Raw genomic sequence first — 25,870 nt, 5'->3', positions numbered from 1 at the left:
AAACTACTCCTCTTGCTTTTTCTTAACGCTCATAATCGCATTTTTAGGATTTTTAGGATCACTAGAAGCAAATTCTTCAACAGATTTAACTTCAAAAATTTGTTTAAGCTCATCAGTGCTTACAGATGTTGCTGATTCTAATGAAGCATCATCCATTGAACATTCGTCAGCAGTAGCTCCATTCGTAGGAGAAACAGTAGTCTGAATTGATTCAGCAGACAATTCTGAAGTATTAGTTGCATTCTGAACTTGAGACTGTAGTTTAGCTTGATCCAAGACGCCAGAAACAGATTCAGATTGGTTATGAGAATGCGAACTCTTCTGTATTGCAATCTCGGCAGCATGAGGCACAGGCTCATCTTCAATAGAAGAGTCTTTAGAAGAAGACTCTTCAGAAGAAGAGTTTTCTGGCATTGCAATCACATCCGACATAGGCATAGACGACATGTCTGCCCAAACATCATCATCCGCATTTGCAATATCACTCAACTCATCCGCAGTATTTTCAGAAGCTACTGATGCTGCGGAGCCATCAGCGCCACTAAAACCCGAAGATTCTTTTTTAATAGGATTTTTATTTATTCCGTTGCTATCAGAATCAGTTTTATTACTAAAACCAGCAGATACACCAGTTTTACGCAATAAAATATCGCGCTTAACTTTTGCAAGCTTTTGCGGATCCATTCGAGCAACAGATTCTACTTGTTCACCATTAGCAGCAACTGGTGCAGGAGCAATCATTACTTGCGCTCCAAACACCTCATGCACTTCATTCATTACTACTTTTGGCACTTTTTGTCCATCATATGGAGAAGTAGTGCATACTGCGAGCGCAAACGCATGTTGACTCATAGGCTCATTAAAAGTCAAAATAAGACGCTGTCGACCTGATTGTGCTGAAGTAAGTTGCACTGTAGGAACATACTCACGAGTTACATACTCACGTACGTCATCAGGCAATTTTGAAACTACTTTATCCCACATTGCATCGGTATCCACGGAATCATTCTTTGAATTAGCATTATGTGCATCGTTTAAAAACGCTTTTTTAGATTCCATTTCTTTTGTGTTTGTAGCAGATTGCGTTTCTGCTTTAGCAATAGGAGATGCTGTAGTTTCAGAAGGTAGCGAAGGTAGCGAAGAATTTGAAGTAATATTATTCTCACTATCTGCAGAAACATATTTCTTATTGCTTGTAGAACCTACGAAATGAGCACCAGAAGATACTTTATTTTGAATATTCTGCTTAGAAGTGGAAATATTTTGTTGTTGCACGTTATTAATGCGCAAATTAGTTGCAACAGTATTTGAAGTTTCGCTGTCTGCAAGCAAACGAGCAACTAAAATTTCCAAATTCATTCGAGGAGAAATTGCACTAGCCATTGCGCTTAAAGCATCATTAATTGTTTGAGCCATACGTGCTAAATCATGCAATGTCATGCTTGCAGATTGCTTATTCAATATTTCCAAATCTTCTGGAGAAACATCATTAAGTAAGCTTGAAGCCGCTTTAGGACCTGCAGATACCATAAGCAACAAATCACGAACTCTACCTAATAAATCTTCTACAAACTTGCGAGTATCGTAGCCTCCAACAATAACGCGACGAACTACATCGTATATCGAAGCACCATCATGATTAATAAGATCGTCAATGAATTCGCTAATCAATGAATTAGGCGTAAAACCTAATAAAGCAACCGCAGAATCCAAAGAAATTGAACCATCAACAGCACCCACCATAAGCTGATCGAGCACAGATAACGTATCTCGCATTGATCCTGCACCAGCGCGCATAACAAGACGAAGAACTCCCGGCTGTGGCAGAATACCTTCCTTTTTGCAAATATCTTCAAGATATGGAGACATTACTTCTGGAGGCACAAGTCTGAAAGGATAATGGTGTGTACGTGAGCGAATAGTGCCAATAACTTTATCCGGCTCAGTGGTAGCAAAAATAAACATTACATGCTCAGGCGGCTCTTCTACAATCTTAAGCAAAGCATTAAAACCTTGCTGTGTAACCATATGAGCTTCGTCGAGAATAAAAATCTTATAACGGTCACGAGCAGGAGCGAAGCCAGCACGCTCACGCAACTCTCTAGCATCATCGACACCGTTATGGCTTGCAGCATCAATCTCTACAACGTCGATAGAACCTGCACCGCCAGTAGCTAAATCTTTACAGCTTTGGCACTCTCCGCATGGGTGCGAAGTTGGTCCTTTTTCGCAATTAATGCAGCGAGCTAAAATTCGCGCAGAACTTGTTTTACCGCATCCACGCGGACCAGAAAATAAATATGCATGCGTTATTTTCCCTTGGTCTAATGCTCTAGACAAAGGTATGGTAACCTGATCCTGCCCAATAACACCATCAAACGTGTCAGGACGATATCTACGATACAGTGCAAGTGCCATGTTTCCTAACCTACCGCGACCTAACTATTTCCCCGATATATCTTAGTTAAGACTATCAGCAGCCGCCACCCGACTGCTGATATTTATATTCGTTTTTGCTACTTACTACTTATTGCAATCTTCTAGCCCTGCTCTAGCAGAAACTTCCACGTTAGAAGCAAATGGAATATTCAGCCCAACAGAAACACGAACAGTTACATCATTACTAGTAGAGTTGCAAGATTTCAAAAAAGCATTGCTTGAAGCAACAGTACGCGCAACAGCCTCGCACGCATTATCCTCCATCCTTTGCAACGAAGAAGCACCAGATAAAGCAGCGGAAGTTGCAACAGCATAAGCTTGATGTTTAGCTCCGAGAACATTACATAAAATAGCAGAGAACACGAGTATTGAGCAGACTGCGATCACTAGCATAATGCCAAGCATAGTGCCAGAACCGCAGTCAATGCCCTTACATCGCTTATGAATGGAATTTATTGAATGCTTCACAAAATTCTTGCGCCTACTCATACTAAAACCTGGCTTACATGACTTTCCACTAGAGGCGGCAAAATATGAAGAGGATCAGGAATAAGAGGACATTTAACAACAATATTCGCCATATTATTGCTACGACTTATTTTCACCGACGCTCCTTGACCTGCGACCGACTGCACAATACTTGCGGCAGCTTTATCGTCCTTATGAGTCACAAGATAATACGCAACTTGTGCAGCAGCATCATGACAATTCATAGTACATACAACTGCTCTACCTATGCCAATTAATACGAACAACAGTACTAATGCGCAAGGCAAAACAATAGAAAATTCAGCAGTTACCGTCCCTCTGTCATAATCACTAATTTTGCGCAACAACCTTTTGCACACAATAACTTTCCGCATCATAAGCTCATTTCATCTGCTAAAGCATGCCGTTAGCCGATTTTCAATGCTTTTTGCACTAAATTTGTCAACGTTGTGCGAACCGTATCTGATTTTAAAATAGCAACTAGCAGTGCAGCAAAACCAGTGGCAGCAATAATAACTACTGCATACTCAGCTGTTACAGCTCCAGAATCCTTATTTTTAAGACCTTCAGCGTACAGTTTTCTTTTTTGACACAAACATGACTCAATATTCACTAATTGTTCATTTACTTGAAGCATAGACACAGAGCATCGTGCAACAAGTTTTTGCATTATCCCAACCATCATCTTGTACCTTTCACTTCAAACTATCCGAAATTTTCGGATAGAAATATTATTACAACTTGTTTTGCGAATGAAAATAAAAAAATTGCATTGTGGATAAAAGCTAATCTATTTTTCTAGAAATTTATTTTTAAAAAGCTAGCGCATAAGCGACATAACTGTTGGCAAAATTCCTATGCATATAAAAGACGGCAAAAAACATAATCCAACAGGAAGCAGCAATCGCACAGACAACCTAGAACTTTCTTGTCTCGCAATATTAGCCATATTTCTCTCATAATGTTGAGCAAGTGCAGACAATACAGGAACTGGAGAAGAACCATAACACCATGATTCTTTTAAAGATGTCATTAACCATCTAGCTAATATTTCTGAAGAATCTAAGTTTTTACGATTAGTAAATTTTGATTTATTTTCTAATTCAAAATTATCTTGTTTAGTATAAGTAGAAGACCATGCTTCATGCCACGTATCTCCTGCAAGTAAAGCATTGGAAACAGAGCAAAGCCACATGCCTTGACCACAAGGAAACACTTGCCCAACAGCACTAAGAGCCCTAGTAATAGCAACACCACTACGAAGTGAAACAATAATCATATGTAAACCAAGAAGAGGATCTACATATGAAACTTTGGAATTACGCCATTCGTATTTAACTAGCATAATTTTGCTGTTAAAACGCATACGATTATCTAATGAATCACACTCTAATCTCAAACTCACCCATTGCCAAACAATTACAACGAACAATGGAACGATAAACAAAAGCTGTTTTGTGGATTCCATGAATCATCCTTCCAGCGAAGCAGCATCCATTGCGTGCTGAGATATTTGCAACATAGAACTAACCCACACCAAACCCAATCCATAACATATTCCACCTATTGTTAATAAAATCCATCCATTTACTGTTGTAATTAACATCAAAATAGGATGCCCACCTAGTAATTCACCAGCAAAAAGAGCCAAAATAGGCAGAGCAGTAAGTAATTTTATTGTTGCTTTTGGCATTGCAGCTACGTCAGCACGTAAATCTTCTGCACGCTTCTGAGCATGATATGACTTTGCTGTAGCTTCCACACATTCTGCCATAGCGCAACCAAGAGTATTACTCAATTCATATGAAGCCATAAGACTTTCAGAAACAGTATGTATATGTTTTTCAAGCTGACGACGTTGATTCTTATTCATATTGCGGTTCTTTGGAAAACAACGTTCATAAAGCCACTTATAAATAATTTTTGTATTAACTGCACTACTGCAAATACATTTTTGAGACTTAGAGTCACTGTGAACAATCATTGCAAAAGTAGAACCAGAACGTAATGCAGCAATCATTCCAGCAAGAACTTCTTCAATATCCATTTTTACGCTCCAAGCAACACAATCGACTACTAATTATTTGAACTGTCAACACATACGCTTGCCATATTTTCGGGAAGATTCCAATAATTTGAAAACTTAACCCATGCAGGCAAAAATTTCATTACAATACTGCCGTCAATTCCACAAGATAATTGCAAAACTGGAACGCCACACAGCAACGAAGTGCTAGAAGCGTATTGCAAAATACCGAGTTCTTTGATCATTCGACGCCCGTTAGAAGATCTCTCTACATGAATAACGACATCGAATGCTCCAGCAGCTAAAGCACATAAAGCTGCAGGATCCAACCCAGCCAATAACCCTAATGCCATAAGACGAGCGGGAACTTTTTCTATTTCATCTGCATGAAGAGTTGTCATTCCACCTTTATGACCAGAAGTAAATACTCTCAATAAATCGGCAATTTCTTCCCCACGACATTCACCAAGAATAATGCGATCCGGACGCATTCTTAATGTTGCTTTTACTAATTGAGATAATCCAATTTCTCCTACACCTTCTACATTTGCTTCTCGCGCACTTAACGAAACATGATTTTGTGTCAACTCGCCAAGCTCTCTAATTTCTTCAACAGATACAATACGATCTTCGCAATCAGCAGCAGCCAACAAAGCCTTCATAAGTGTAGTTTTCCCAGATCCAGTACTTCCGGTGATCATTATATTTGCTCGCTTTTTAACTAAAACGCTTAGAATACAAGACAATTCTTTTGGAAACATGCCTTGCTCGCTTAAAGAAACAAGATCATAACAATTAATTGAAGGAAAACGAATTGACAATGCTGCTCCTTGAGATACAAGTGGTGCTAAAACAGCATGTATGCGAATGCCAGAAGTACTTGAAGCATCAGCAATAGGACACGCATCATCCAGTCTTTTGCCTAATTGTGCACAAAGCCATACAGCATATTCTCTTAACAAAGCAGGGTTGTTAAGCGGAACTCGAGTTGCGCGTTCCTTAAGACCTTGCCCACAATCTACCCACACACGACCGGACTCACTTACAACCATGTCTGTGACTCTTACATCATTGGCGAATTCCTGCAGAATTCCAAAATCGATATCACGAATATTATTTACGATCATATTTACCTCTTGAATATTTCGAACGACGATATTGCGAACGACGATATTTAGTTACAGCATTTTTTGTATTTGATATAACATCTCCAATAAGCCAATTATTTATGCGTTTCATAGTTTCCTTCATTGAAGATGGCACATTTCGAATACCGTAACCCCCTATAATGTCGGTGTACATGCGAGCATCATGTTGCAAAGAACCAAGAAATGTAGTTGATAAATATTCAGAAGCTTCATCGATACTTAAAACATAAGATTTTTGCGTTAAACCGCGAGGAGACAATCCAACAACAGCAAATTTATTAAACTTTACGCCAGAATCACACAAAGTATCTAATTTTTGTAGCAATGCTCTAAACCTTGCCAAATCGAGCACAGATAGCTCAACCGCAGCAAGAGTTGCACTGTCAATAAATTGCGGAATATTACGGTAAGACTTCATAGCAGTCTCGCCAGAACCTATATCTACAATAACTACATCAACAGCATCAGCTAAACCTCTAATAGCAGCTTCTAAAACCCAAGGTTCAGGATACTTACCATGCCATGGAGAAAATGCTAAAACATCCACCTTATCCCAATGCAATAGCTCATTGCGCAACACATAGCCATCACATCTACCTAAAGGAGCATCAACTTCTTGCAACCTGCGGCCTTCATCTGATTCCAAACCAAGCAGAACGTCTAAACCACCATGAGTCAAATCAGCATCTACAAGAGCAACACTATGACCTTGTTCACTTATATAGAGAGAAAGAATAGATAGCGAAGTACTTAGCCCAATGCCATCTGCAGCAGACATTCCAACCAAAATATTTTTAGGCAACGGATCTAAAGAATCACGCGCAATAAAATTATCTTCTTCAGCATTATTAAACATACGAGATTTATGCTTAATAGAAATATCTTGCGAGCGCTCAGTATTTTGAAAACTCTCCACATCTTGAGAACTCTTAGGCAAAAGAGTCATAACAGTATGATCGTCAGCTATACAAGGCGTGCTTTTTACACCATTAGACGCAGATTCGTATATAGATTTATCTGCAACTTGAGGAGGATAAACATAACGTTTAACATCTCTAAATGCGCCTACAGCTTCGCCATTGTTATAATTTTTATCAATCTGCTTAACGCCAATTGATTTGTTGCTTACACTCATATTCATACTCATGCGCCTATTGAAACGCATACAGCAATGAGTTTTCAACAATATTCATGCAATGTGGTTAAAAGCTCAGGAAATATTAAGAATAAGCAAATATTGCACAAAATTATCTATAAAAACATCTATTTTACAGAATTTACAGATGGCAATACTAAATCTTTATTAACTTTCATATAGCGTTCAAGTAACTCACCATAAATTGGCTTAGTTTTTAGAATATCCGAAATAAGCAATGCAATAAATGCAGAAGCTGCAACTGGAAGCGTATGAATCATAGTTCCAGACATTTCAACAGTAAGCAAAATCGAAGTGAGTGGAGCTTTTACAGATGCAGACAACGTGCCAGCCATAACGCAAACTGCAAACACAGATACAAATTTTGCATCAATGCCAAATGCTGAAACGCTAGTAATACAGCGCGCAGCAATACCACCTGCGAGCGCACCTACGGCAAGAATCGGCATAAAAATACCACCAGGAGCACCACAACCAAAACTTGTAGAAGTAAACAACATTTTTGCCACAAATAGCAAACAAAGCATTACAAGACTTGCTTTTCCATATTCAGAAAGTTGCACTAAATTAGATCCGCCACCAAGAACTTCAGGCAGGAACAAGCCAACTGGTATTGCAATTAGGCAAGCAACAGCAACAGGAATCCACTTTGGCAAATATCCGTATAATGTTTGCAAACCAAGTAACGAACGATTCATTAGCGAGCCTACAAAACCTGCAAAAATACCAAGAGGAATAAGCCAAATATGCAAGTTCATTGGCAAATCTGGAATCTGACCAAAATCAAGAACTGGACGCAATCCGAAACAAGTTTGCGAAACAAAATCAGCACATAAAGCAGCTGCAGCAGCTCCTATAAGAACAATTGAAGTTAAGCCGTGCTGAATCTCCTCCATAGCAAACATAACTCCAGAAAGTGGCGCAGAAAACGCAGCAGATAAACCGGCTGCAGCTCCAGCAGTTACCACATAATGCTCTTTAATATCGTCACGCCTACCTTTACGTAAAATTCGAGACAACATCTGAGCACCACATGCACCTATTTGAATAGATGGACCTTCACGTCCAAGAGACAATCCAAATAAAGAACCAAGTAAACCGCCAACAAAACGCACTGGTAGAATCGTGTGCCATCGCATATTCAAACCGCGATTAACATAGCCCACGACTTGAGGAATACCACTTCCAGAAGCCATACTCTCTTTACGACTCATCCAGCCAATAATTAGACCTGCAATTACAGCAAAAATTAAGCATGGCAAAATCCACCATACGTTATGCCGGATTTGTAAATACATCCAACGCGCAAAATCCGTACCGTATTCAATACCAAGCCTGTAAGAAGCTACTAATGAACCAGAAACAGCGCCGACAAATATTCCAGCTAATATTACTTTCCAACGAAGCTGGCAAAAAGTTTTTGATATTTGCTTTAACTTATTACTCAAAAAGCTCAATGCATTCTTAAACTTCACTACAACTCGATTCTGCGCACAACACTTAACTTCTAAATACTAAATTACGTACAGTAACAATATTTGCGAAACAATATACCCAACAGAAGCAGCAAAGAATGGGACAATAAGTTCTGCAAAAAGCAAGAACACTCCATCTTTTATGCGCTTTCTTTGAATAAGATCCACACCTTCAAAAATTGCAGTAGAAAACGTGGAAAATCCACCTAAAAATCCCAAAATCATCAAATAAGCAAAACGTACTCCACATATTGCAGCTGCAACCATGAAAACATTAGATACAACACCTATAGCAAATGAAGCAATGCAATTGATAAATAGCGTTGCAACTGGAACTTCGCTTTTGTAGGCAGCTGAAATTTTTTTAGTCATTGCGCATCTTAAAACAGCACCTAAACCGCCAAAAAAGCAAGGCAAAATAAACATAATAAAAACGTATAAAGAATTCATCACTTCATCACCTTAGTATTAGCTTCCGCAACAGATCGACTTTGCTTTTTGTTCATGCAATTCGCAATTCCCGTTCCAACCCAATTACCAACAAAAGCCATAAAAACGCCAAAAAGCAGCGAAAAAAGCATGCCCAAAACAACAAGCGTCATGCGTGGAGCCATAAAAGACATTGCACTTTCAAACGCGAAAGTAGACATAGTAGACAATCCGCCACAAAATCCTGTTCCTAGCGCATATTTATACAAAGTTTGCTTTTCCTGCGTTAAAGCTTTAACAGATATTGCAGCAACAAGAGCAAAAATAAAGCACGCAATCATATTCGACAAGAAAGTGCCTAAAGTAAGCTGACCAAATATAAAAGATTGCCCGTCTACTTGGTGAATCGTGTGCGCATAAGAAGAAATTACTGCGCGCACGAAAGCTCCACATGTACCACCAATAAAAACTAAAAAGTATAATCGGCAATTATTTTTTTTATTTTTTCCGCTTATTTTACTCATTTTCACTCTTTTTGAAAGTATCGTCATAAACCAAAACGACACTCTCAATTGAGAAGTGCCGTTTTGCTAATTTGATCATAAAATAATAAACGATTTCAGTCAGTTAGTGAGTGAACACTAATGATATGATCACGCTGCGGACCAGTTCCAATAGCAGAAATACGGCAATGAGAAAGCTCTTCCAAACGCTTTACATAACTTTGCGTATTTTGAGGCAAATCTTCAAACTTATGAATTTGAGAAATATCCTCATTCCAGCCTGGAAGCATCTCGTATACTGGTTTCGCAGAAGCAAACAATGCTTGATCTACAGGCATTTCTTCCATACGCTGAACTGTGCCATCAGACAAAGTCACATCATAAGCTACGCAAACTGGGATTTCCTTTAAACCAGTCAAAACGTCAAGCTTAGTAAGAACAATATCCGTCAAACCATTTACGCGAGTTGCATAACGGCTTACTACAGAATCAAACCATCCACAACGACGAGGACGACCAGTTGTAACACCATATTCATGACCTTGCTCACGCAACCAGTCACCCTGCTCATCCAAAAGTTCAGTTGGGAATGGACCTTCACCAACACGAGTAATATAAGCTTTTGCTACTCCAATTACGCGCGTAATACGAGTAGGACCAACACCAGTACCCGTGCAAGCGCCACCAGCAGTAGGGTTTGAAGAAGTTACAAATGGATAAGTGCCATGATCGACGTCAAGCATTGTTGCTTGTCCGCCTTCAAACAGCACAGTCTTACCCTCGTCCATTGCTTTATTCAATACTAATGAAGTATCAGCAACATATTTCTTCAAACGTTTGCCAAGTTCAACAAGTTGAGCAGTAACTGCATCAATATCAATAGGATGTTGATTATAAAGTTTTACAAGCATTTGATTCTTTTGATGCAAACTTGCTTCAACTTTGTCGCGCAAGTGATCAGCATTAAATAAATCATGCACTCGAATACCAACACGATTAATTTTATCCGCGTAAGTAGGTCCAATACCACGACCAGTCGTGCCAATCTTGTGTTTGCCAAGAAAACGCTCAGTTACTTTATCAATAACTCGATGATACGGAGTAATAACATGCGCAGCTTCGCTCACAAGCAAGCGCGAGCAATCTACACCGCGAGATTCCAAAGCATCGATTTCTTCAAGTAATACCTCTGGGTCAACAACAACACCATTACCAATTACAGGCGTAACATTAGGGCTGATAATTCCGCTTGGAAGTAAATGTAAAGCATAAGATTTATCGCCAACAACAACAGTGTGTCCGGCATTATTACCGCCATTAAAACGTGCGACAATATCAACCTTTGAACCAATTAAATCTGTTGCTTTGCCTTTACCTTCGTCACCCCATTGAGCTCCAATAAGCACAATACCAGGCATGCCGCACCTCCATTTTTGAGCTAACGCTGCTCAAATAAGCACAATTCTTACCTGTTAAGCCTATCTCTATGCCCCTACCGAATAAGAAAAAGAAATATATAAAATTAAAAAATTTTACTATTTCAGTGCTTTACCAGCAGAACCTAACTGCACACAGGCTTCTACTACACGCTGAGCCATGGCTTTTTCGGCTTCACGACCCCAAGATCGAGGATCATACAACTTCTTTTCGCCAACTTCTCCGTCTATTTTAAGAACAGAATCATAATTGCTGAACATGTGACCAGCAATTGCACGGGTAAAAGCGTATTGAGTGTCGGTATCTATATTCATTTTAATTACGCCGTAACGCACAGCTTCAGCAATCTCTTGAGCAGTAGAACCAGATCCGCCATGGAATACAAGCAGGAACGGCTTTTTAGAAGCACCGAAGGTGCGAGTATCACAAATATTTTGATAGTTCTGATATACGGTTTTTTGAATTTCTTGCAATAATTTAGGATGCAATTTTACAACGCCAGGTTTATATGCTCCATGAACGTTGCCAAAAGTAAACGCTGCCATATACCTACCGCGCTCACCCAAACCAAGCTTATCTACAACGCGCAAAGCATCTTCAGGCGTAGAATATAATCTTTCGTCAATATCAGCACGATGCCCGTCTTCTTCTCCGCCAACAGCGCCAATCTCAATTTCAAGAATTGTGCGAGATTTTTGTGAAGCATCAAGCAACTGTTCTGCAACATCTAGATTATGTTGCAAAGGCACTGTTGAACCATCCCACATGTGCGACTGGAATAACGGTTCTTCGCCTTTTTTGACTTGTTCTGCTTCATAAGAAATTAGTGGTTTAATCCAATCATCTAAATATTGCTCAGCGCAATGATCTGTATGAAGCGCAATAGTAATATTAGGATATTGAGCTGCCACTTCGTGCGCAAACTTTGCAAATGCTATTGAACCAACAACACGATTATTAAGAGATTGACCTGAAAAATAAGCAGAACCACCGACAGAAACTTGAATAATACCATCAGATTCAGCTTGAGCAAATCCCTGTAGTGCTGCGTTAAGAGTTTGCGTACTAGTAACATTGATAGCAGGGTATGCGTAGCCACCTCGACTTGCAGCATCAAGCATATGCGCATAACGTTCAACAGTTGCAATAGTCATACTTGTATTATCCGCCTTTATTACTCAGATAGCCACGCATATGCACAAAAACATTACATACTGGTATGCGAAAATCTATCTTCAAAATCTACAAACTGATTGTGATTCCACATTTCAACGCAATTAAAATAACAGAAATATCTAATCTCAAGATTGCATTTGCTTATGACGCTTCTTAGCCTCAGTAACAACAAACTCGTGATATTTCAACGCAATCGAAGAATCTAATCCGGCATTTTTCGCAATATTTAGCAAACTTTCTATTTGCTGCTGCTCTCTTTTAGAATCCTCAGGAGCAAATCTAGCTTTAGCCTTCAATTCACCAATTCGTTTCGTAGTTTTAAACCGCTCAGCAAGCAGCGCAATTATTGCATTATCAAAATTATCAACAGATTGACGCAACACGATAATCTCTTCGGCAGCAACTTTGCAACATGTTGTAAGAGATGTATCGTGCGCGTCAACCGTTGTTTCAGAAAAATCACACATATCAAAAAGGCGTTTAATCGAAATATGTTTGCAAAACCATAGTTGTTTCTGTACTGACAGGAACTATGCGATGAATGGTATTAATAAGTTCTTCTAATTTGCTTGGCGTAGCAACACGCACTACCAGCATAAAACTTGGACTACCAGTAATCGAATAGCAAGCTTCAATACCAGAAATATCACGCAATTTATTAGGTATTGTAGCTTCCTGACCAAAATCAAGCGGCGTAACAGATACAAATGCACTTACCGGTAAACCACGGCGCTCATAATCAATTAATGCGCGATAACCGGTAATAACACCTTTACGCTCAAGCTTTTGCACTCGAGATTGAACTGCAGAAACAGACAAACCCGAGGCCTTCGCCAAACGAGTTAACGTCGCTCGACCATCGTGTTCGAGAATATCAACAATGATTGCATCAGTTGAATCCATAGCTATACTAGCTTCAGCTTTATGAGGATTTCCAGCCATACGTCCTCCATTCTCCAGTCGACGCTGAATCGAGAATCCAAAACGAATCTATGTAGCGCCACATTGCAGTCACTTTTATGGTACAGTATTTTTTACAGAAAAAGAACAAATTTATTCAAAAAATAATAAAAAAATACAAATTATTACGTTAAAAATAATTTTTTCTTTTAACATCAGCAGGAATAGTGTTGTACAATTCGCATAATAAGCGTATAAACGAAACCTATAACCTTTAAAAATTATTCTTATAAAACAAAGCAAAACTATAATCAAAACCAACAATCAAAAAGGAGCACAGCATGGCAAAAGTAGCGAAACATGCAATTTCAATACCTCGTTCAGGTATTAGAGATGTATTCGACCGTGTAGAACAAATACCAGACGCTATTTCACTATGCCTAGGAGAGCCAGGCGAAACTGCTTCCTCACACATTGTTGAAGCTGCATGCAACTCATTACGAGAAGGAAAAACAAAATACACAGACGTTTTAGGCATACCAGAATTTCGCAAGGCAGCTGCAAATTATACGAATAGAGTAAAAGGTCTAAACTACGACGCAGACACAGAAATTCAAGCCGTTGACGGCGCTACTATTGGATTATATTTAGCTATTAAATCAGTAATAGACCCTGGAGATGAGGTCATTATTCCATCTCCATACTTCACGTCGTACGATGCAGAAGTTCTAATGTGCGAAGGAATTCCAGTAACTGTAGCACTTAAGCCAGAACATGGAATGCATATTAATGCGGAAGAAATACGCAAAGCTATATCACCGCGCACTAAAGCCATCATTATCAATTCTCCATGCAACCCAACTGGTGCTGTAACAACCGCAGAAGAACTCGAAGAAGTTGCAAAATTATGCCAAGAATTTGATCTTTGGGTAATTTCTGACGAAGTCTACCATCCATTCGTATTCGCAAGCAATCCAGAAACTGAACCTTGCGGAAATGCTGTAGCGCCATCTATTGCAGCAGCTGAAGGGATGCACGAACGAACAATTATTGTAGAAAGTTTATCGAAAACTTACGCAATGACAGGCTGGAGAATTGGATATATTCTTGCACCAAGCCAAGTTATTGAGCAAACCAGCAAAATTGCAGAAATGATGCATTCTTCTGTAAATTCTACCGCGCAATATGGCGGCGTAACTGCATTAACAGGACCGCAAGATCACGTGCGCGAAATGAGAGAAGAATATCGCGCAAAACGTCAGCTTGTTATAGACGGATTGGCAAATTGCAATGCATTGCGTCTTATAGAGCCTCAAGGTGCATTCTACGTTTTTGTTGACGTTCGACCAACTGGTTTAAGTTCAGAAGAATTTAGCAAAAAACTTTTAGATGAAGAAAAAGTTGCTGTTGTGCCAGGAGAAGCATTTGGCGCAGAAGGAAGCGGATTCGTGCGGCTATCTTACGCTGGAAAAGCAGAAGAACTTAAAGAAGGCGTAGCTCGAATGAGCAAATTTGCACTTGCGCAACAAGCTTTACATGCTGCATAAAGTATTAGTTATTAATAAATATAAATAAATATAAATAAAATTATTGCCCCTTGGTAGATAATCCAAAGGGCAATAATTTTAATTCCTTACGAAATAAAAACTACGCAACAGTCGTAGAAGAAGAATTATTCGTAGCAGTGCCAGTTTGTTGAGTTATAGCAGTTAAGAAATCACGATTTGAAGCAGTTTTCTTCAATCGAGGAATCAAAGTCTGATATGCTTGCTCTGCCTCAAGACCACCAAAGAGACGGCGCAAACGATAAATAACTGGCAAATCTGCAGCTGGAGTAATTAACTCCTCGCGACGAGTTCCAGAAGCATTAATATCTACTGCTGGGAAGAGACGCTTATCAGCCAAATCTCTGCTCAAGCGCAATTCCATATTTCCAGTGCCCTTAAACTCTTCGAAGATTACTTCATCCATCTTAGAGCCGGTTTCAACCAATGCAGAAGAAATAATCGTCAAAGAGCCGCCGTCTTCAATATTTCGAGCAGCACCGAAGAACTTCTTTGGTGGGTACAACGCTTGAGCATCAACACCACCAGAAAGAATACGACCAGAAGCAGGAGCTGCAATATTGTAGGCTCTAGCCAAACGAGTCATAGAATCAAGCAAAACCACAACATCCTGGCCAAGCTCAACCAAACGCTTAGCACGCTCAATAGCAAGCTCAGCAACAGTAGTATGATCCGTTGCAGGACGATCAAATGTAGAAGAAATCACTTCACCTTGTACAGTGCGTTCCATGTCGGTAACTTCTTCTGGACGCTCATCGACAAGAACAACCATAAGATGCACTTCAGGATTATTTGTAGTAATTGCATTTGCAATATTCTGAAGAGTAATGGTTTTACCAGCCTTTGGCGGAGACACGATCAAACCGCGCTGACCTTTACCAATTGGTGCAACTAAATCAATAACGCGTCCCAACATGCGATTCGGAGTAGTTTCTTGCTTTAAACGCTCCTGCGGATATAACGGCGTCAACTTAGCAAATTGCGGACGAGATTGAGCTTCTTCAACGCTCATTCCATTAATGCTATCGATTGTTTGCAAAGGAACAAACTTTTGACGCTGATTTCGACGATCGCCTTCGCGAGGAGCACGAATGGAGCCTTGAACTGCATCACCTTTGCGTAAGCCATATTTTTTAATTTGGCTCATTGAAACATAAACATCGTTAGGACCAGGTAAATAACCAGAAGTGCGCACGAATGCGTAAGATTCTAAGACATCAACAATTCCAGCTACTGGCACGAGCTCTTCCTGAGGCTCTTCACGACGAGGCTCGCGTAACTCATGCTCTTCACGAGCATCGCGCGCATCACGGGCATCGCGATCAAGACGAACATTGCGATCATTACGATCATTACGATCTTGACGTTCTCCACGCTCAGCACGACGTTCATCACGATCGTCACGTTCTACTCGATCCATGCGTTCTGAACGATTTTGTCTATCTGAATAATCTGAACGAGACTCATCGTAATCACGCACACGACCACGCATACGACGCTGGAAACGATCAGCACGATTTTGCTGTTCATCTCTATCAAAGTCACGAGAAGTTACACGCTGACGACGCGACTCACCCTCTGCATGAGAATCTTCACCAGGCAATGTTGCCAAAATTTGATCCAACTCATGCGAATCCATGCCATCTTCTCTACGATCGCGATTATCATCACGATCTTCTGAAGAACGGCGACGCTGGAATGTATTATTACGATTCGCATCGCGTCGATAATTTTTATTCCCAAAATCTTCTTCGTCTCTATAGCGACGATCTGAAGTAGTATTTGGAACCAAACCTTCTAACGCTTCTAAATCACTATTGTCTTTCGACGATTCAGCATCTTCTATATCTGTACTAATATCTGCAGTTTTATTAGCATTCACAACATCACGAGGAACACGAACACTTACACCTGCAGGCGCTTCTCCCCCATTACGAGCAGCCGTCAGTGTAGCCACCAACTCAGGCTTACGCATTGTAGATGTGCCGCGCAAACCCATTTGTTTCGCAAGATCTTTCAATTCTGAAAGCTTCATTTTTTCAAGATTCTGGCCTGTTGCCACAATTTTACCTTTCCTTAACTCACACGGAATAGAGCCCCGGCAAGTCTTTACATGGAAGATTACGGAAAAATCCGTCACGAACTCGCTGCTATTTCATAACAATTCATATGCACATAACAACGAACATTATGTATGCTACTACAGCTATACGACGCTGTACAACGCGGCGCGCCATAGTATTTAGTATTTTTATTACAATTTTTATAAAGCTTTTAAAGCGATATTAGAATAAACAAAAAGCGCCAATAACATGGGCAATGCCCAGTATTATTGACGCTTTATCGCTAAATTATTTGCGCTTTAAAATCAAACGCTCAAATTTATACGAAAATTAATTACTACTTCTTTTCGTGATACGACTTTTCAGTATTAACAGACCACACGTTCTTCTTAGAAGTTTCTCCAGTTCGGATATCTTCTACAGCCTCAATAGCAGTTGCCATTGAATGATCTTGGTTATTGTAACGATGCTGTCCATTACGACCAACGCAATACAAATTGCCGAAGCCATCAAGATAATCAATCAATTCAGGCATCTGAGCGTATGTGTCAAAGTAAGCAGGATATGCCTTTGGAACTCGCTCACGATGAGAATCAAGAACGTCTTCCTCACCATTGATAACCTGCATACGAGTCAACTCGTCAATAGCCATCTTGCGAGCATCATCATCACTCATATTCCAGAAGTCGTCGCCTTCTTCGCAGAAGTACTCAAGACCAATCCAAACGGTGTTATCGACATCCTTAACGAGATATGGGCTCCAGTTGTTGAAGATTTGCAAACGTCCGACTTTATATCCAGGATCCTGCACGTAAATCCAGCAATCAGGAACAATAGGAGGATTACCAAGCGTTGGAATAGTAGTAGTATTACGCAGACGCACGCGCTTAACAAGCAAGCCTACAGTCACAAAATCGCGATAAGGCAAACCTTTGGCAACGCGCTGCATTTCTGCTGGAACTTCAGCTTTTTCGTCACCATCTGCACCCTGCTCAAGAGCAGCTACCAAATCCTTAATTGGCATAGAAGATATAAACTGGTCGGCGTGCAATTCTGAACGCTCTCCATTTGCATCTTCAACTACAACACTGGAAATCTTTCCGTCTGCTTGCTTAATAGCAACTACCTTTGCGTCTGTGCGCACAGTAGCACCGTTTTCGCGGCAACGACGCTCAACAGTTTCCCATAACTGACCAGGACCAAGCTTTGGATACCAGAATTCCTCAATTAATGAGGTTTCTACTTCCTTCTTCTTGCCTTTTTTCTTAGGGAAAAGCTTGGAAAAAGCGTTCTTCAACACTTCCACAATGCTCAAACCCTTAACGCGCTGAGCACCCCAATCGGCAGAAATCTGGCTTGGATGCCTACCCCAAAGCTTCTCGGTATAACCCTCAAAGAACATGGAATAAAGCTTCTTGCCGAAACGATTAATGTAGAAGTTCTCGAGATTAGTTTCTGGCAACTTGTGAATCATAGACCACAAATAGCTGAAGCCAACCTTCATTGTCAAAATAAAGCCCATAGAGCGCAAGGTTGCTGCAGAAAGAGAAATTGGATAATCAAAGAAATGATGATTCCAGAAAATACGAGAAACGCGATGACGCTTCAACATCACTTCATCTTCAACTTCAGGATCAGGTCCACCTGCTTCCAAATCGTGATGACGACCAAGCTTTTTATCGTCATATGAAGGCGCACCCTGTAGAGGCAGCATTTCACGCCACCACTGCATAATACGGTCATCTTTTGAGAAGAAACGATGACCGCCGATGTCCATACGATTGCCGTTATACTTCACAGTACGCGAAATACCGCCAAATTCACGCGTGGCTTCGAGTACTGTTACGTCGTAGCGGCTAGATCCGCCATCCTTAACGAGTTCCCAGGCTGCCGTCAACCCTGCCGGACCGCCACCAATAATTACCACAGATTCCTTTGGGGATTGTGTATCCGTCACTTGTCCTCCATCTTAATACATCAAATTTTTACGAAAACACTTTGCGTGCTAGGTAAGCAATTTCTATATATCCTTATTGAGCATACGCGCATCACGCGATAGATTCAGGAATGTCAATGTCTGTTTTCTGTACTTCTTCAACATTTACATCTTTAAAAGTCACTATTCGTACATTTTTAACAAAACGCGAAGGGCGGTAAACATCCCATACCCAAGCGTCCGTAAGTTGAACATCAAAATAAACATCCTGACCTGCTGAACGCACATTAAAATCGACTTTATTGGCTAAATAAAATCGTCGCTCTGTTTCTACAACATAAGTAAAAAGCTTAATAACATCACGGTATTCTTTGTATAACGCAAGTTCTGCATCGGTTTCATAGTTGTCGAGATCTTCGGCGCTCATTACTTACCTTCCGTATTACGATTGCGTCCACGACCTATAATGCGCCACCAAGCTTTTTTTGATGAACTTCCTTCAGAGACGTTTGCATTGTACGGCCATGCTTCATCAAGATTATCACGATGCACAGGTATAGCCACAGAATGCTCATGCGCGCTCAAAGCTTCAACTACACCAGGATTTTCTTCAATAACGTGTAGACCAAACGCATCTAGCGAGCGAATTGCATCATACTCATCTACAAGAGTGTCCATTACAACAAAATCTTGATATTTTTGATTTTGAGCATCCCATAATGCGTCGCGCGCAGTGCCTGTTTTTACAAATCCAAGAGATTGATACACAGAAAGTGAGCGAGTATTAGTTGCCGGAACTCCCACCCAAATTCTATGCAACCCTAGACCAGTCGGCTCTGATGCAAAAGCATAAGTCATAACTCTAGGCATTGCGTCGCGCGAATAGCCTCTTCCTCGATAATTTTTGCCTAAAACAACTTGAATTCGAGCACTGCGAGACCATCCGTCAATATCTATAAGGAAAATCATGCCAATAATGTCACCAGCAGCATTATTTGAATCATCCAAAACATCAGGAACAATCGCCCATGCAATAGTGTGACGCAATTGAACATCGCCAGCAAAACGACAAGATTCAGAAGGATTTTCGCCAATAAGATTATCTTTAGTCCATTGCATTGATCTCTCAACCCACGAATGAACCATAGAACGCTCTGAATTAGCATCCTTTCCAGTAATAACTGCAGCACCATCGAATGCGCACAAATCATCCATTCTTTGCAAATCATCGCACGTAGCTGGACGAAGGAGCGCCATCTCTCCACGAATTTGAGGAATTACTATAGATTTTGGTAACTCGCGAGAGTTAATAACACCATCATTGGTTTGTTGCATAGTCACCTACTTGTATTGTGCCTTTGAAAATTAAGCCCTTCGCATAATTCTCATGTCGCATAATATATGATAATCCAGAAGACGAAAAATGCCTTGCAATGTCGATAAATAGTAAATTCTGCGCACCTGCTACACAAACAAATTTGATTTGAATATGTAGCAAGTACGCAGCACTTACTTTGAATAATGATTACGCTTTTGCGTTTATACATTGGCGTTATCAAATATTAAATTTTTCAGCTTTTACAGCACTTTTCAGCCTTTGATTTTTGCCATCACAATCTTAGTAACAGCCTTAGCATCAGCCTGACCTTTAGTTGCACGCATAACAGCGCCAATAATTGCACCCATCGGCTTCATATTTCCAGCCTTAAGCTTTTCTGCAACTTCAGGATCAGCAGCAAGAGCAGCGTCAACAGCAGCTTCCAAAGCGCCGTCGTCGTTCATAACCTTGAATCCGTGCTTCTTAACAACTTCATCAGGCTTACCCTCGCCAGCCAAAACGCATGCAACAGTTTGCTTAGCGAGCTTATCGTTAAGATTGCCGTCTGCAATTAGCTTTTCAACTTCAGCCACATCTTGCGGAGTAATAGGCAATTCTTCCAAAGTCACGCCACGAGTGTTTGCTTCGCGAGCAAGCTCACCAAGCCACCACTTCTTAGCACCTGCTGCAGTTGCGCCAGACTTAACGGTTTCTTCAACCAAATCAAGAGCATCCGCGTTCAAAATATCGCGCATTTCAAGATCGCTAACACCCCATTCGCTTTGCAAACGGTTACGGCGCTCGCGAGGCATTTCAGGCATTTCTGCCTTCATGCGCTCAATATGCTCTTTAGTGATGTGAAGCATAACCAAATCAGGGTCTGGGAAGTAGCGATAATCGTCAGCATCCGACTTCACACGACCGCCAGCAGTAGTCTGAGTTGCCTCATCCCAGTGACGAGTTTCCTGCAAAATCTCGCCGCCTTCGCTCAAAATAGCAGCCTGACGACGAATCTCATATTGGAGCGTCTTTTCGATTCCACGGAATGTGTTCACATTCTTAGTTTCAGAGCGCGTACCAAATGGATCGGTTGGCTTTCTGCGAAGCGAAACGTTCACGTCAGCGCGCATATTGCCCTGCTCCATGCGAGCGTGGGAAATGTTGAGAGCGCGAACAATATCGCGAATAGCACGCATATAAGCGCCAGCAATTTCTGGAGCGCGGCTGCCTGCACCTTCGATTGGCTTAGTTACAATCTCGATTAAAGGCACGCCTGCGCGATTGTAATCAACCAAAGAATGATTTGCACCTTCAATACGACCGTCAGCACCACCAACGTGAGTATTCTTACCAGCGTCATCCTCAATGTGAGCACGCTCAATCGGCACGCGGAACACGGTGCCATCTTCGAGCTCAACATCCAAGTAACCGTTGCCATTAGTAGGCTTATCGTACTGGGAAATCTGGTAATCGCGAGGCATATCTGGGTAGAAGTAGTTTTTACGCGCAAACTGGCTCCATTCGGCAATTTCGCAATGCAATGCCAAACCGAGCTTAATAGCGTAATCAACCGCAGTCTTGTTTAAAACCGGCAAAGAGCCTGGCAAACCAAGGCTTACAGGAGTTAGCTGAGTATTTGGCTCTCCACCAAAAGATACTTCTGCTGGGCAGAACAGCTTCGTACGAGTGCAAAGCTCAACGTGAGTTTCCAAACCGAATACTGGATCGAATTGCTCAACAGCATCGGCATATTTCATAAGTTTTTCAGCCATTAGATATCCTTCTTACTTAAGCTTTACTTCACTTTACTTAGCCAATGAATCGAGCCAACCAGCTTTAAGCGACTTCCAGATTGGGCCGCCCCACTGCTCTTCGAGCGCTGCTTCCAACGCTGCTGCAGGCTTGTACATCTTTTCATCATGGCATTGCGGAGCAATAATCTGAATACCAACAGGCAAACCGTCATCGCTTAAGCCAGCAGGGAGGCTCAAAGCAGGAACTCCAGCCATGTTTGCAGGAATTGTAGCAATATCGTTCATGTACATAGAAAGTGGATCATCCATCTTCTCACCAAACTTAAATGCCGTTGTAGGGCTTGTTGGAGAAATAAGAACATCTACTTTCTTAAACGCTTCTTCGAAATCGCGAATAATAAGTGTACGAACTTTTTGTGCAGAACCATACCATGCGTCGTAATAGCCAGCGGAAAGCGCGTAAGTACCGAGAATAATACGACGCTTTACTTCGTCACCGAAACCAGCTTCACGAGTTGCAGCCATCATATTTGCGGCCGTCTGAGGCTTGTCTGCTGGCGGCATTACACGCAAACCGTAGCGCATACCGTCGTAGCGAGCCAAATTAGAGCTAACTTCTGAAGGCATAATAATGTAGTAAGCAGCCAAAGAATAAGGGAAATGAGGGCAAGAAACTTCTGTTACTTCTGCACCCATATCCTTAAGCAATTGCACAGCTTCATTAAAGCGTGCTTCAACGCCTGGCTGGAAACCATCGCCACTAAGCTCCTTAACGAGACCAACCTTCAAGCCCTTCAAATCACGGCGAGCGCCCTCACGAGCAGCTTGAGCCATTGGAGGAACAGAAGCTGGAATCGAAGTGGAATCGCGCCTATCGTTACCGCCGATAATTTCCTGCAAAAGCGCAGAATCAAGAACGGTACGAGAAACAGGTCCAATCTGGTCGAGAGAGCTTGCCATAGCGATTGCGCCAAAACGGCTAACACCACCGTAAGTTGGCTTTGCGCCGACTGTACCAGTTAAAGCGCCTGGCTGACGAATAGAGCCACCAGTATCTGTACCCAAAGCAATAGGAGCTTCGAATGCAGCAACCGCAGCTGCAGAGCCGCCGCCAGAACCGCCAGGAACACGCTCAGTATCCCAAGGATTGCAAGTAGTTTGATAAGCAGAATGTTCTGTAGAAGAACCTTGAGCGAACTCATCCAAATTAGTCTTGCCAAGAATTGGCATACCAGCTGCCTTGAGCTTTTCAATAACAGTAGCATCGTAAGGTGGAACCCAGCCTTCGAGAATCTTAGATGCTGCAGTAGTAGGAATGCCCTTAGTGACAATCATGTCCTTAATTGCAATTGGCACACCAGCCAACTCAGGCAATCCTTCAGTCTCACCCTTAGCGTTCTTGGCATCAAAAGCATCTGCCTGCTCAAGAGCAATATCTGCAGAAACATGCAAGAATGCCTTAATTTCTGGCTCTGCAGACTCAATGACTGCCAAGTGAGCTTCAACAAGTTCGCGACTAGAAACTTCTTTAGCTTTCACAGCCTTTGCCATATCGGCAGCAGAAAGTTTTACTAAATCTTGAGTATTAGTCATGTTTTATTCCTCCCCCAAAATTCGAGGCGCTACAAACATGCCAGACTCACTTTTAGGAGCACCAGAAAGAGCTTCTTCTTGAGTCAAAGGTGTAGCAGGCTCATCTGGGCGCAAATAAGCTTCCAAAGGAACTGGATTTGCAGTAGGCGGCACATCTTCGCCAGCAACTTCCTGCACTTTATTAATAGATTCTGCAATGACGTTTAATTCGCCTTGCAAGCGACTGATTTCTTCGTCGCTTAAAGCAATCTGGGACAAAACGCCCAAATGCTCAATTTCTTCGCGTGTGAATGTAGGCATAACCTCAACTATATGTGTGATACGTGACCTTCGTTAGTAGAAAAAAGCAATGTGGATAAAAGCTTTATTAGAGTTATTTGTTGATTATTTTTGTTTTATTGAGAAAGTGTTAGGAATTAATTTTTTAAGACTGCAGCAATTAAAAAGCTCATGCGTAACACTAAATAATATTTGAACAGATATTTTGCCTATATTTTCACAAAATTATCACAAATCAAAATACGTAAAATCCGCTCATTTTACCTGTCAACACGCCGAAACAACAAAACTGACGTAACCAAAAAGTGTTGGTATTTCAGCATTATTTAAACTTTTGTTTGAAACTTAAAAAATTATTTTAAACAATTATCACATAAATAAAAAGTGTGTAATAATCATGTGATGTGAGAAGCTGAAGCTGATGCACTGAAGCATATATATGCACTGAAGCACGTATTTGCAGCATCTCACTGAAGAAATAATTTGAAATAAAATCTAATAAAAATTGAAGGATACATATGAAGAGCACAAAGTTCTACCGTAATGCAGCAATGTTGTTGCTCGCGGGCGCGACTATTATTCCACAATGCTTAGCAGTTCCAGCAATGGCAGATTCTTCTGCAAAACCTTCGGATCCAGCTGCATCTTGCGCAGCTAGCAAGGACTCGCTGAACAACTACTTGTGGGATTTGCATTACGATAAAACAAATATTCTCGCACGTCACGGCGAAACAATTAACAATAAATTCTCCAGCGACAGCTTCAACAATAACGGCGAATTCGTTGTTGTTGAACACCAGAAGAAGAACATCACAAATACAACTTCAAACTTGTCGGTAACTTCCGCCAACAATGATCGCGTATATCCTGGTGCATTATTCCGCGCTGACCAGAATTTGATGGATAACATGCCAAGCTTGATTTCAGCAAATCGTGCTCCATTAACTTTGAGCATTGATTTGCCAGGCTTCCATGGCGGCGAGAGCGCTGTAACTGTGCAGCATCCAACCAAGAGCTCCGTTACTTCAGCAGTTAACGGCTTAGTTTCTAAGTGGAATGCACAATATGCAGCAAGCCATCATGTGGCAGCTCGTATGCAGTATGATTCCGCAAGCGCACAGAGCATGAACCAGCTCAAAGCTAAGTTTGGTGCTGATTTTGCAAAGATTGGCGTACCGCTGAAGATTGATTTCGATGCAGTACACAAGGGTGAGAAGCAGACTCAAATTGTGAACTTCAAGCAAACTTACTACACAGTAAGCGTTGACGCTCCAGATAGCCCAGCAGACTTCTTTGCTCCATGCACTACGCCAGAAAGCTTGAAGAACCGCGGCGTCGACAGCAAGCGCCCACCAGTTTACGTGTCAAACGTAGCTTATGGCCGCTCAATGTATGTAAAGTTCGATACCACCAGCAAGAGCACTGATTTCCAGGCTGCAGTAGAAGCAGCAATTAAGGGCGTAGAAATCAAGCCAAACACCGAGTTCCATCGCATTCTCCAGAATACTTCTGTTACTGCAGTGATTCTCGGCGGCAGCGCTGACGGTGCAGCAAAGGTTATTACCGGCAACATCGATACGCTTAAGGCTTTGATTCAGGAAGGTGCAAATTTGAGCACCTCCAGCCCAGCTGTTCCAATCGCTTACACTACTTCCTTCGTAAAAGATAACGAAGTAGCAACTCTTCAGAGCAACAGCGATTACGTTGAAACCAAGGTTTCTTCTTACCGTGACGGCTATTTGACCTTGGATCACCGTGGAGCTTATGTAGCTCGCTACTACGTCTACTGGGATGAGTACGGCACTGATATCGACGGAACTCCATACGTACGTTCTCGCGCTTGGGAAGGAAACGGCAAGTATCGTACCGCTCACTTCAGCACAACGATTCAGTTCAAGGGCAATGTGCGCAACCTGCGCATTAAGTTGGAAGAAAAGACCGGCTTAGCATGGGAACCATGGCGCACAGTGTACAACCGCACCGATTTGCCGTTGGTTCGCCAGCGCACAATCAAGAACTGGGGTACAACTTTGTGGCCTCGCGTTGCTGAGACTGTAAAGAATGACTGAACTCATATTGCAATTGAGCATAAATAAATAAATACATAAAAATGAAACAAGTAAGGACTTTATCCTGTAGCCAGTTACAAGATAAAGTCCTTACTTTTTATATAAATAGGATTTT

The 25,870-nt window shown here is 41.4% G+C and carries 24 protein-coding genes; 2 read left to right on the top strand and 22 right to left on the bottom strand.

The window, feature by feature from the left end:
- Positions 1-3: 3 nt before the first annotated feature.
- The 15 genes from dnaX to ACJV2T_RS00330 form a co-directional block, all read right to left on the bottom strand.
- On the bottom strand, positions 4-2,418 hold the full coding sequence (dnaX, locus tag ACJV2T_RS00400; protein ID WP_419398831.1) for a DNA polymerase III subunit gamma/tau: 2,415 nt from the start codon (positions 2,416-2,418) through the stop codon (positions 4-6).
- A gap of 105 nt (positions 2,419-2,523) precedes the next feature.
- Entirely contained in the window at positions 2,524-2,928 is a 405-nt protein-coding gene (locus ACJV2T_RS00395) for an Rv3654c family TadE-like protein (RefSeq protein ID WP_419398830.1), read from the bottom strand.
- Positions 2,925-3,305 (bottom strand): TadE/TadG family type IV pilus assembly protein, encoded by a 381-nt coding sequence (locus ACJV2T_RS00390; protein WP_415687097.1) that lies wholly within the window; start codon positions 3,303-3,305, stop codon positions 2,925-2,927. Before ACJV2T_RS00390 ends, ACJV2T_RS00395 begins: the two co-directional genes overlap by 4 nt.
- 29 nt (positions 3,306-3,334) lie before the next feature.
- Positions 3,335-3,610, bottom strand: coding sequence for a DUF4244 domain-containing protein (locus tag ACJV2T_RS00385; protein WP_415687391.1), 276 nt, complete (start codon positions 3,608-3,610; stop codon positions 3,335-3,337).
- A gap of 138 nt (positions 3,611-3,748) precedes the next feature.
- Positions 3,749-4,396 (bottom strand): type II secretion system F family protein, encoded by a 648-nt coding sequence (locus tag ACJV2T_RS00380; protein WP_415687096.1) that lies wholly within the window; start codon positions 4,394-4,396, stop codon positions 3,749-3,751.
- Positions 4,397-4,399: 3 nt separating this feature from the next.
- Positions 4,400-4,975: a type II secretion system F family protein gene (locus ACJV2T_RS00375; RefSeq protein ID WP_415687095.1), complete on the bottom strand. Its 576-nt coding sequence runs from the start codon at positions 4,973-4,975 to the stop codon at positions 4,400-4,402.
- A 29-nt stretch (positions 4,976-5,004) separates the two neighbouring features.
- Positions 5,005-6,081 (bottom strand): CpaF family protein, encoded by a 1,077-nt coding sequence (locus ACJV2T_RS00370; protein WP_419398829.1) that lies wholly within the window; start codon positions 6,079-6,081, stop codon positions 5,005-5,007.
- Positions 6,068-7,243: a CpaE/TadZ family protein gene (locus ACJV2T_RS00365; RefSeq protein WP_419398828.1), complete on the bottom strand. Its 1,176-nt coding sequence runs from the start codon at positions 7,241-7,243 to the stop codon at positions 6,068-6,070. The genes ACJV2T_RS00370 and ACJV2T_RS00365 overlap by 14 nt, the downstream gene beginning before the upstream one ends.
- Positions 7,244-7,365: 122 nt before the next feature.
- Entirely contained in the window at positions 7,366-8,733 is a 1,368-nt protein-coding gene (locus ACJV2T_RS00360; protein ID WP_419398827.1) for a ClC family H(+)/Cl(-) exchange transporter, read from the bottom strand.
- Between the two features lie 39 nt (positions 8,734-8,772).
- Complete coding sequence (locus tag ACJV2T_RS00355; RefSeq protein WP_415687389.1) at positions 8,773-9,183, bottom strand: fluoride efflux transporter FluC; 411 nt, start codon at positions 9,181-9,183, stop codon at positions 8,773-8,775.
- Positions 9,183-9,686: a fluoride efflux transporter FluC gene (locus tag ACJV2T_RS00350; protein ID WP_419398826.1), complete on the bottom strand. Its 504-nt coding sequence runs from the start codon at positions 9,684-9,686 to the stop codon at positions 9,183-9,185. Before ACJV2T_RS00350 ends, ACJV2T_RS00355 begins: the two co-directional genes overlap by 1 nt.
- 95 nt (positions 9,687-9,781) lie before the next feature.
- On the bottom strand, positions 9,782-11,083 hold the full coding sequence (locus ACJV2T_RS00345) for an adenylosuccinate synthase (RefSeq protein WP_391496154.1): 1,302 nt from the start codon (positions 11,081-11,083) through the stop codon (positions 9,782-9,784).
- 117 nt (positions 11,084-11,200) lie between these two features.
- Positions 11,201-12,256, bottom strand: a complete 1,056-nt coding sequence (gene fbaA / locus ACJV2T_RS00340; RefSeq protein ID WP_119527269.1) for a class II fructose-bisphosphate aldolase — start codon at positions 12,254-12,256, stop codon at positions 11,201-11,203.
- Positions 12,257-12,403: 147 nt separating this feature from the next.
- Complete coding sequence (locus ACJV2T_RS00335) at positions 12,404-12,745, bottom strand: chorismate mutase (RefSeq protein WP_419398825.1); 342 nt, start codon at positions 12,743-12,745, stop codon at positions 12,404-12,406.
- A 13-nt stretch (positions 12,746-12,758) separates the two neighbouring features.
- Complete coding sequence (locus ACJV2T_RS00330; RefSeq protein WP_119527272.1) at positions 12,759-13,220, bottom strand: Lrp/AsnC family transcriptional regulator; 462 nt, start codon at positions 13,218-13,220, stop codon at positions 12,759-12,761.
- Between the two features lie 299 nt (positions 13,221-13,519).
- Here ACJV2T_RS00330 and ACJV2T_RS00325 point away from each other — a divergent pair, with 299 nt between their 5' ends.
- The gene (locus ACJV2T_RS00325; RefSeq protein WP_415687534.1) at positions 13,520-14,725 is read left to right on the top strand and encodes a pyridoxal phosphate-dependent aminotransferase; all 1,206 of its coding nucleotides are present in this window, start codon (positions 13,520-13,522) and stop codon (positions 14,723-14,725) included.
- Positions 14,726-14,825: 100 nt separating this feature from the next.
- Here ACJV2T_RS00325 and rho read toward each other — a convergent pair whose 3' ends face one another.
- From rho to gatC, 7 genes are all read right to left on the bottom strand, one after another.
- Positions 14,826-16,805, bottom strand: coding sequence for a transcription termination factor Rho (rho, locus tag ACJV2T_RS00320; protein WP_415688984.1), 1,980 nt, complete (start codon positions 16,803-16,805; stop codon positions 14,826-14,828).
- A gap of 338 nt (positions 16,806-17,143) precedes the next feature.
- A complete protein-coding gene (locus tag ACJV2T_RS00315; RefSeq protein ID WP_032835339.1) occupies positions 17,144-18,763 on the bottom strand; it encodes an NAD(P)/FAD-dependent oxidoreductase in 1,620 nt (539 codons plus the stop codon).
- 91 nt (positions 18,764-18,854) lie between these two features.
- Positions 18,855-19,169 (bottom strand): DUF2469 domain-containing protein, encoded by a 315-nt coding sequence (locus tag ACJV2T_RS00310; RefSeq protein WP_004105898.1) that lies wholly within the window; start codon positions 19,167-19,169, stop codon positions 18,855-18,857.
- Positions 19,169-20,077, bottom strand: a complete 909-nt coding sequence (locus ACJV2T_RS00305; protein WP_391496150.1) for a GNAT family N-acetyltransferase — start codon at positions 20,075-20,077, stop codon at positions 19,169-19,171. Before ACJV2T_RS00305 ends, ACJV2T_RS00310 begins: the two co-directional genes overlap by 1 nt.
- 255 nt (positions 20,078-20,332) lie before the next feature.
- Positions 20,333-21,832 (bottom strand): Asp-tRNA(Asn)/Glu-tRNA(Gln) amidotransferase subunit GatB, encoded by a 1,500-nt coding sequence (gatB, locus tag ACJV2T_RS00300; RefSeq protein ID WP_419398824.1) that lies wholly within the window; start codon positions 21,830-21,832, stop codon positions 20,333-20,335.
- 33 nt (positions 21,833-21,865) lie between these two features.
- On the bottom strand, positions 21,866-23,407 hold the full coding sequence (gene gatA, locus ACJV2T_RS00295) for an Asp-tRNA(Asn)/Glu-tRNA(Gln) amidotransferase subunit GatA (RefSeq protein ID WP_419398823.1): 1,542 nt from the start codon (positions 23,405-23,407) through the stop codon (positions 21,866-21,868).
- A 3-nt stretch (positions 23,408-23,410) separates the two neighbouring features.
- Positions 23,411-23,707 carry an Asp-tRNA(Asn)/Glu-tRNA(Gln) amidotransferase subunit GatC gene (gene gatC, locus ACJV2T_RS00290; protein WP_391496148.1) on the bottom strand — a complete coding sequence of 99 codons (297 nt, stop codon included), beginning with the start codon at positions 23,705-23,707 and terminating at the stop codon, positions 23,411-23,413.
- Between the two features lie 497 nt (positions 23,708-24,204).
- Here gatC and ACJV2T_RS00285 point away from each other — a divergent pair, with 497 nt between their 5' ends.
- Positions 24,205-25,755 carry a thiol-activated cytolysin family protein gene (locus tag ACJV2T_RS00285; RefSeq protein WP_391496147.1) on the top strand — a complete coding sequence of 517 codons (1,551 nt, stop codon included), beginning with the start codon at positions 24,205-24,207 and terminating at the stop codon, positions 25,753-25,755.
- Positions 25,756-25,870: the final 115 nt, after the last annotated feature.

Source organism: Gardnerella phocaeensis, assembly GCF_048545075.1.
Lineage (GTDB): Bacteria > Actinomycetota > Actinomycetes > Actinomycetales > Bifidobacteriaceae > Bifidobacterium > Bifidobacterium vaginale_J.
The sequence above is the reverse complement of the archived record's forward strand: the minus strand, read 5'-3'. Positions and strand labels throughout refer to the sequence as shown.

Coding starts and splice junctions, on each gene's coding strand:
- ACJV2T_RS00365 (WP_419398828.1), bottom strand. CDS start 7,243: ATGAATATGAGTGTAAGCAACAAATCAATTGGCGTTAAGCAGATTGAT.
- ACJV2T_RS00335 (WP_419398825.1), bottom strand. CDS start 12,745: ATGTGTGATTTTTCTGAAACAACGGTTGACGCGCACGATACATCTCTT.
- ACJV2T_RS00385 (WP_415687391.1), bottom strand. CDS start 3,610: ATGGTTGGGATAATGCAAAAACTTGTTGCACGATGCTCTGTGTCTATG.
- ACJV2T_RS00305 (WP_391496150.1), bottom strand. CDS start 20,077: ATGCAACAAACCAATGATGGTGTTATTAACTCTCGCGAGTTACCAAAA.
- dnaX (WP_419398831.1), bottom strand. CDS start 2,418: ATGGCACTTGCACTGTATCGTAGATATCGTCCTGACACGTTTGATGGT.
- ACJV2T_RS00330 (WP_119527272.1), bottom strand. CDS start 13,220: ATGGCTGGAAATCCTCATAAAGCTGAAGCTAGTATAGCTATGGATTCA.
- ACJV2T_RS00380 (WP_415687096.1), bottom strand. CDS start 4,396: ATGGAATCCACAAAACAGCTTTTGTTTATCGTTCCATTGTTCGTTGTA.
- ACJV2T_RS00310 (WP_004105898.1), bottom strand. CDS start 19,169: ATGAGCGCCGAAGATCTCGACAACTATGAAACCGATGCAGAACTTGCG.
- fbaA (WP_119527269.1), bottom strand. CDS start 12,256: ATGACTATTGCAACTGTTGAACGTTATGCGCATATGCTTGATGCTGCA.
- gatA (WP_419398823.1), bottom strand. CDS start 23,407: ATGACTAATACTCAAGATTTAGTAAAACTTTCTGCTGCCGATATGGCA.
- gatC (WP_391496148.1), bottom strand. CDS start 23,707: ATGCCTACATTCACACGCGAAGAAATTGAGCATTTGGGCGTTTTGTCC.
- ACJV2T_RS00395 (WP_419398830.1), bottom strand. CDS start 2,928: ATGAGTAGGCGCAAGAATTTTGTGAAGCATTCAATAAATTCCATTCAT.
- ACJV2T_RS00325 (WP_415687534.1), top strand. CDS start 13,520: ATGGCAAAAGTAGCGAAACATGCAATTTCAATACCTCGTTCAGGTATT.
- ACJV2T_RS00355 (WP_415687389.1), bottom strand. CDS start 9,183: ATGAATTCTTTATACGTTTTTATTATGTTTATTTTGCCTTGCTTTTTT.
- ACJV2T_RS00370 (WP_419398829.1), bottom strand. CDS start 6,081: ATGATCGTAAATAATATTCGTGATATCGATTTTGGAATTCTGCAGGAA.
- ACJV2T_RS00345 (WP_391496154.1), bottom strand. CDS start 11,083: ATGCCTGGTATTGTGCTTATTGGAGCTCAATGGGGTGACGAAGGTAAA.
- ACJV2T_RS00285 (WP_391496147.1), top strand. CDS start 24,205: ATGAAGAGCACAAAGTTCTACCGTAATGCAGCAATGTTGTTGCTCGCG.
- ACJV2T_RS00350 (WP_419398826.1), bottom strand. CDS start 9,686: ATGAGTAAAATAAGCGGAAAAAATAAAAAAAATAATTGCCGATTATAC.
- ACJV2T_RS00390 (WP_415687097.1), bottom strand. CDS start 3,305: ATGATGCGGAAAGTTATTGTGTGCAAAAGGTTGTTGCGCAAAATTAGT.
- ACJV2T_RS00375 (WP_415687095.1), bottom strand. CDS start 4,975: ATGGATATTGAAGAAGTTCTTGCTGGAATGATTGCTGCATTACGTTCT.
- gatB (WP_419398824.1), bottom strand. CDS start 21,832: ATGGCTGAAAAACTTATGAAATATGCCGATGCTGTTGAGCAATTCGAT.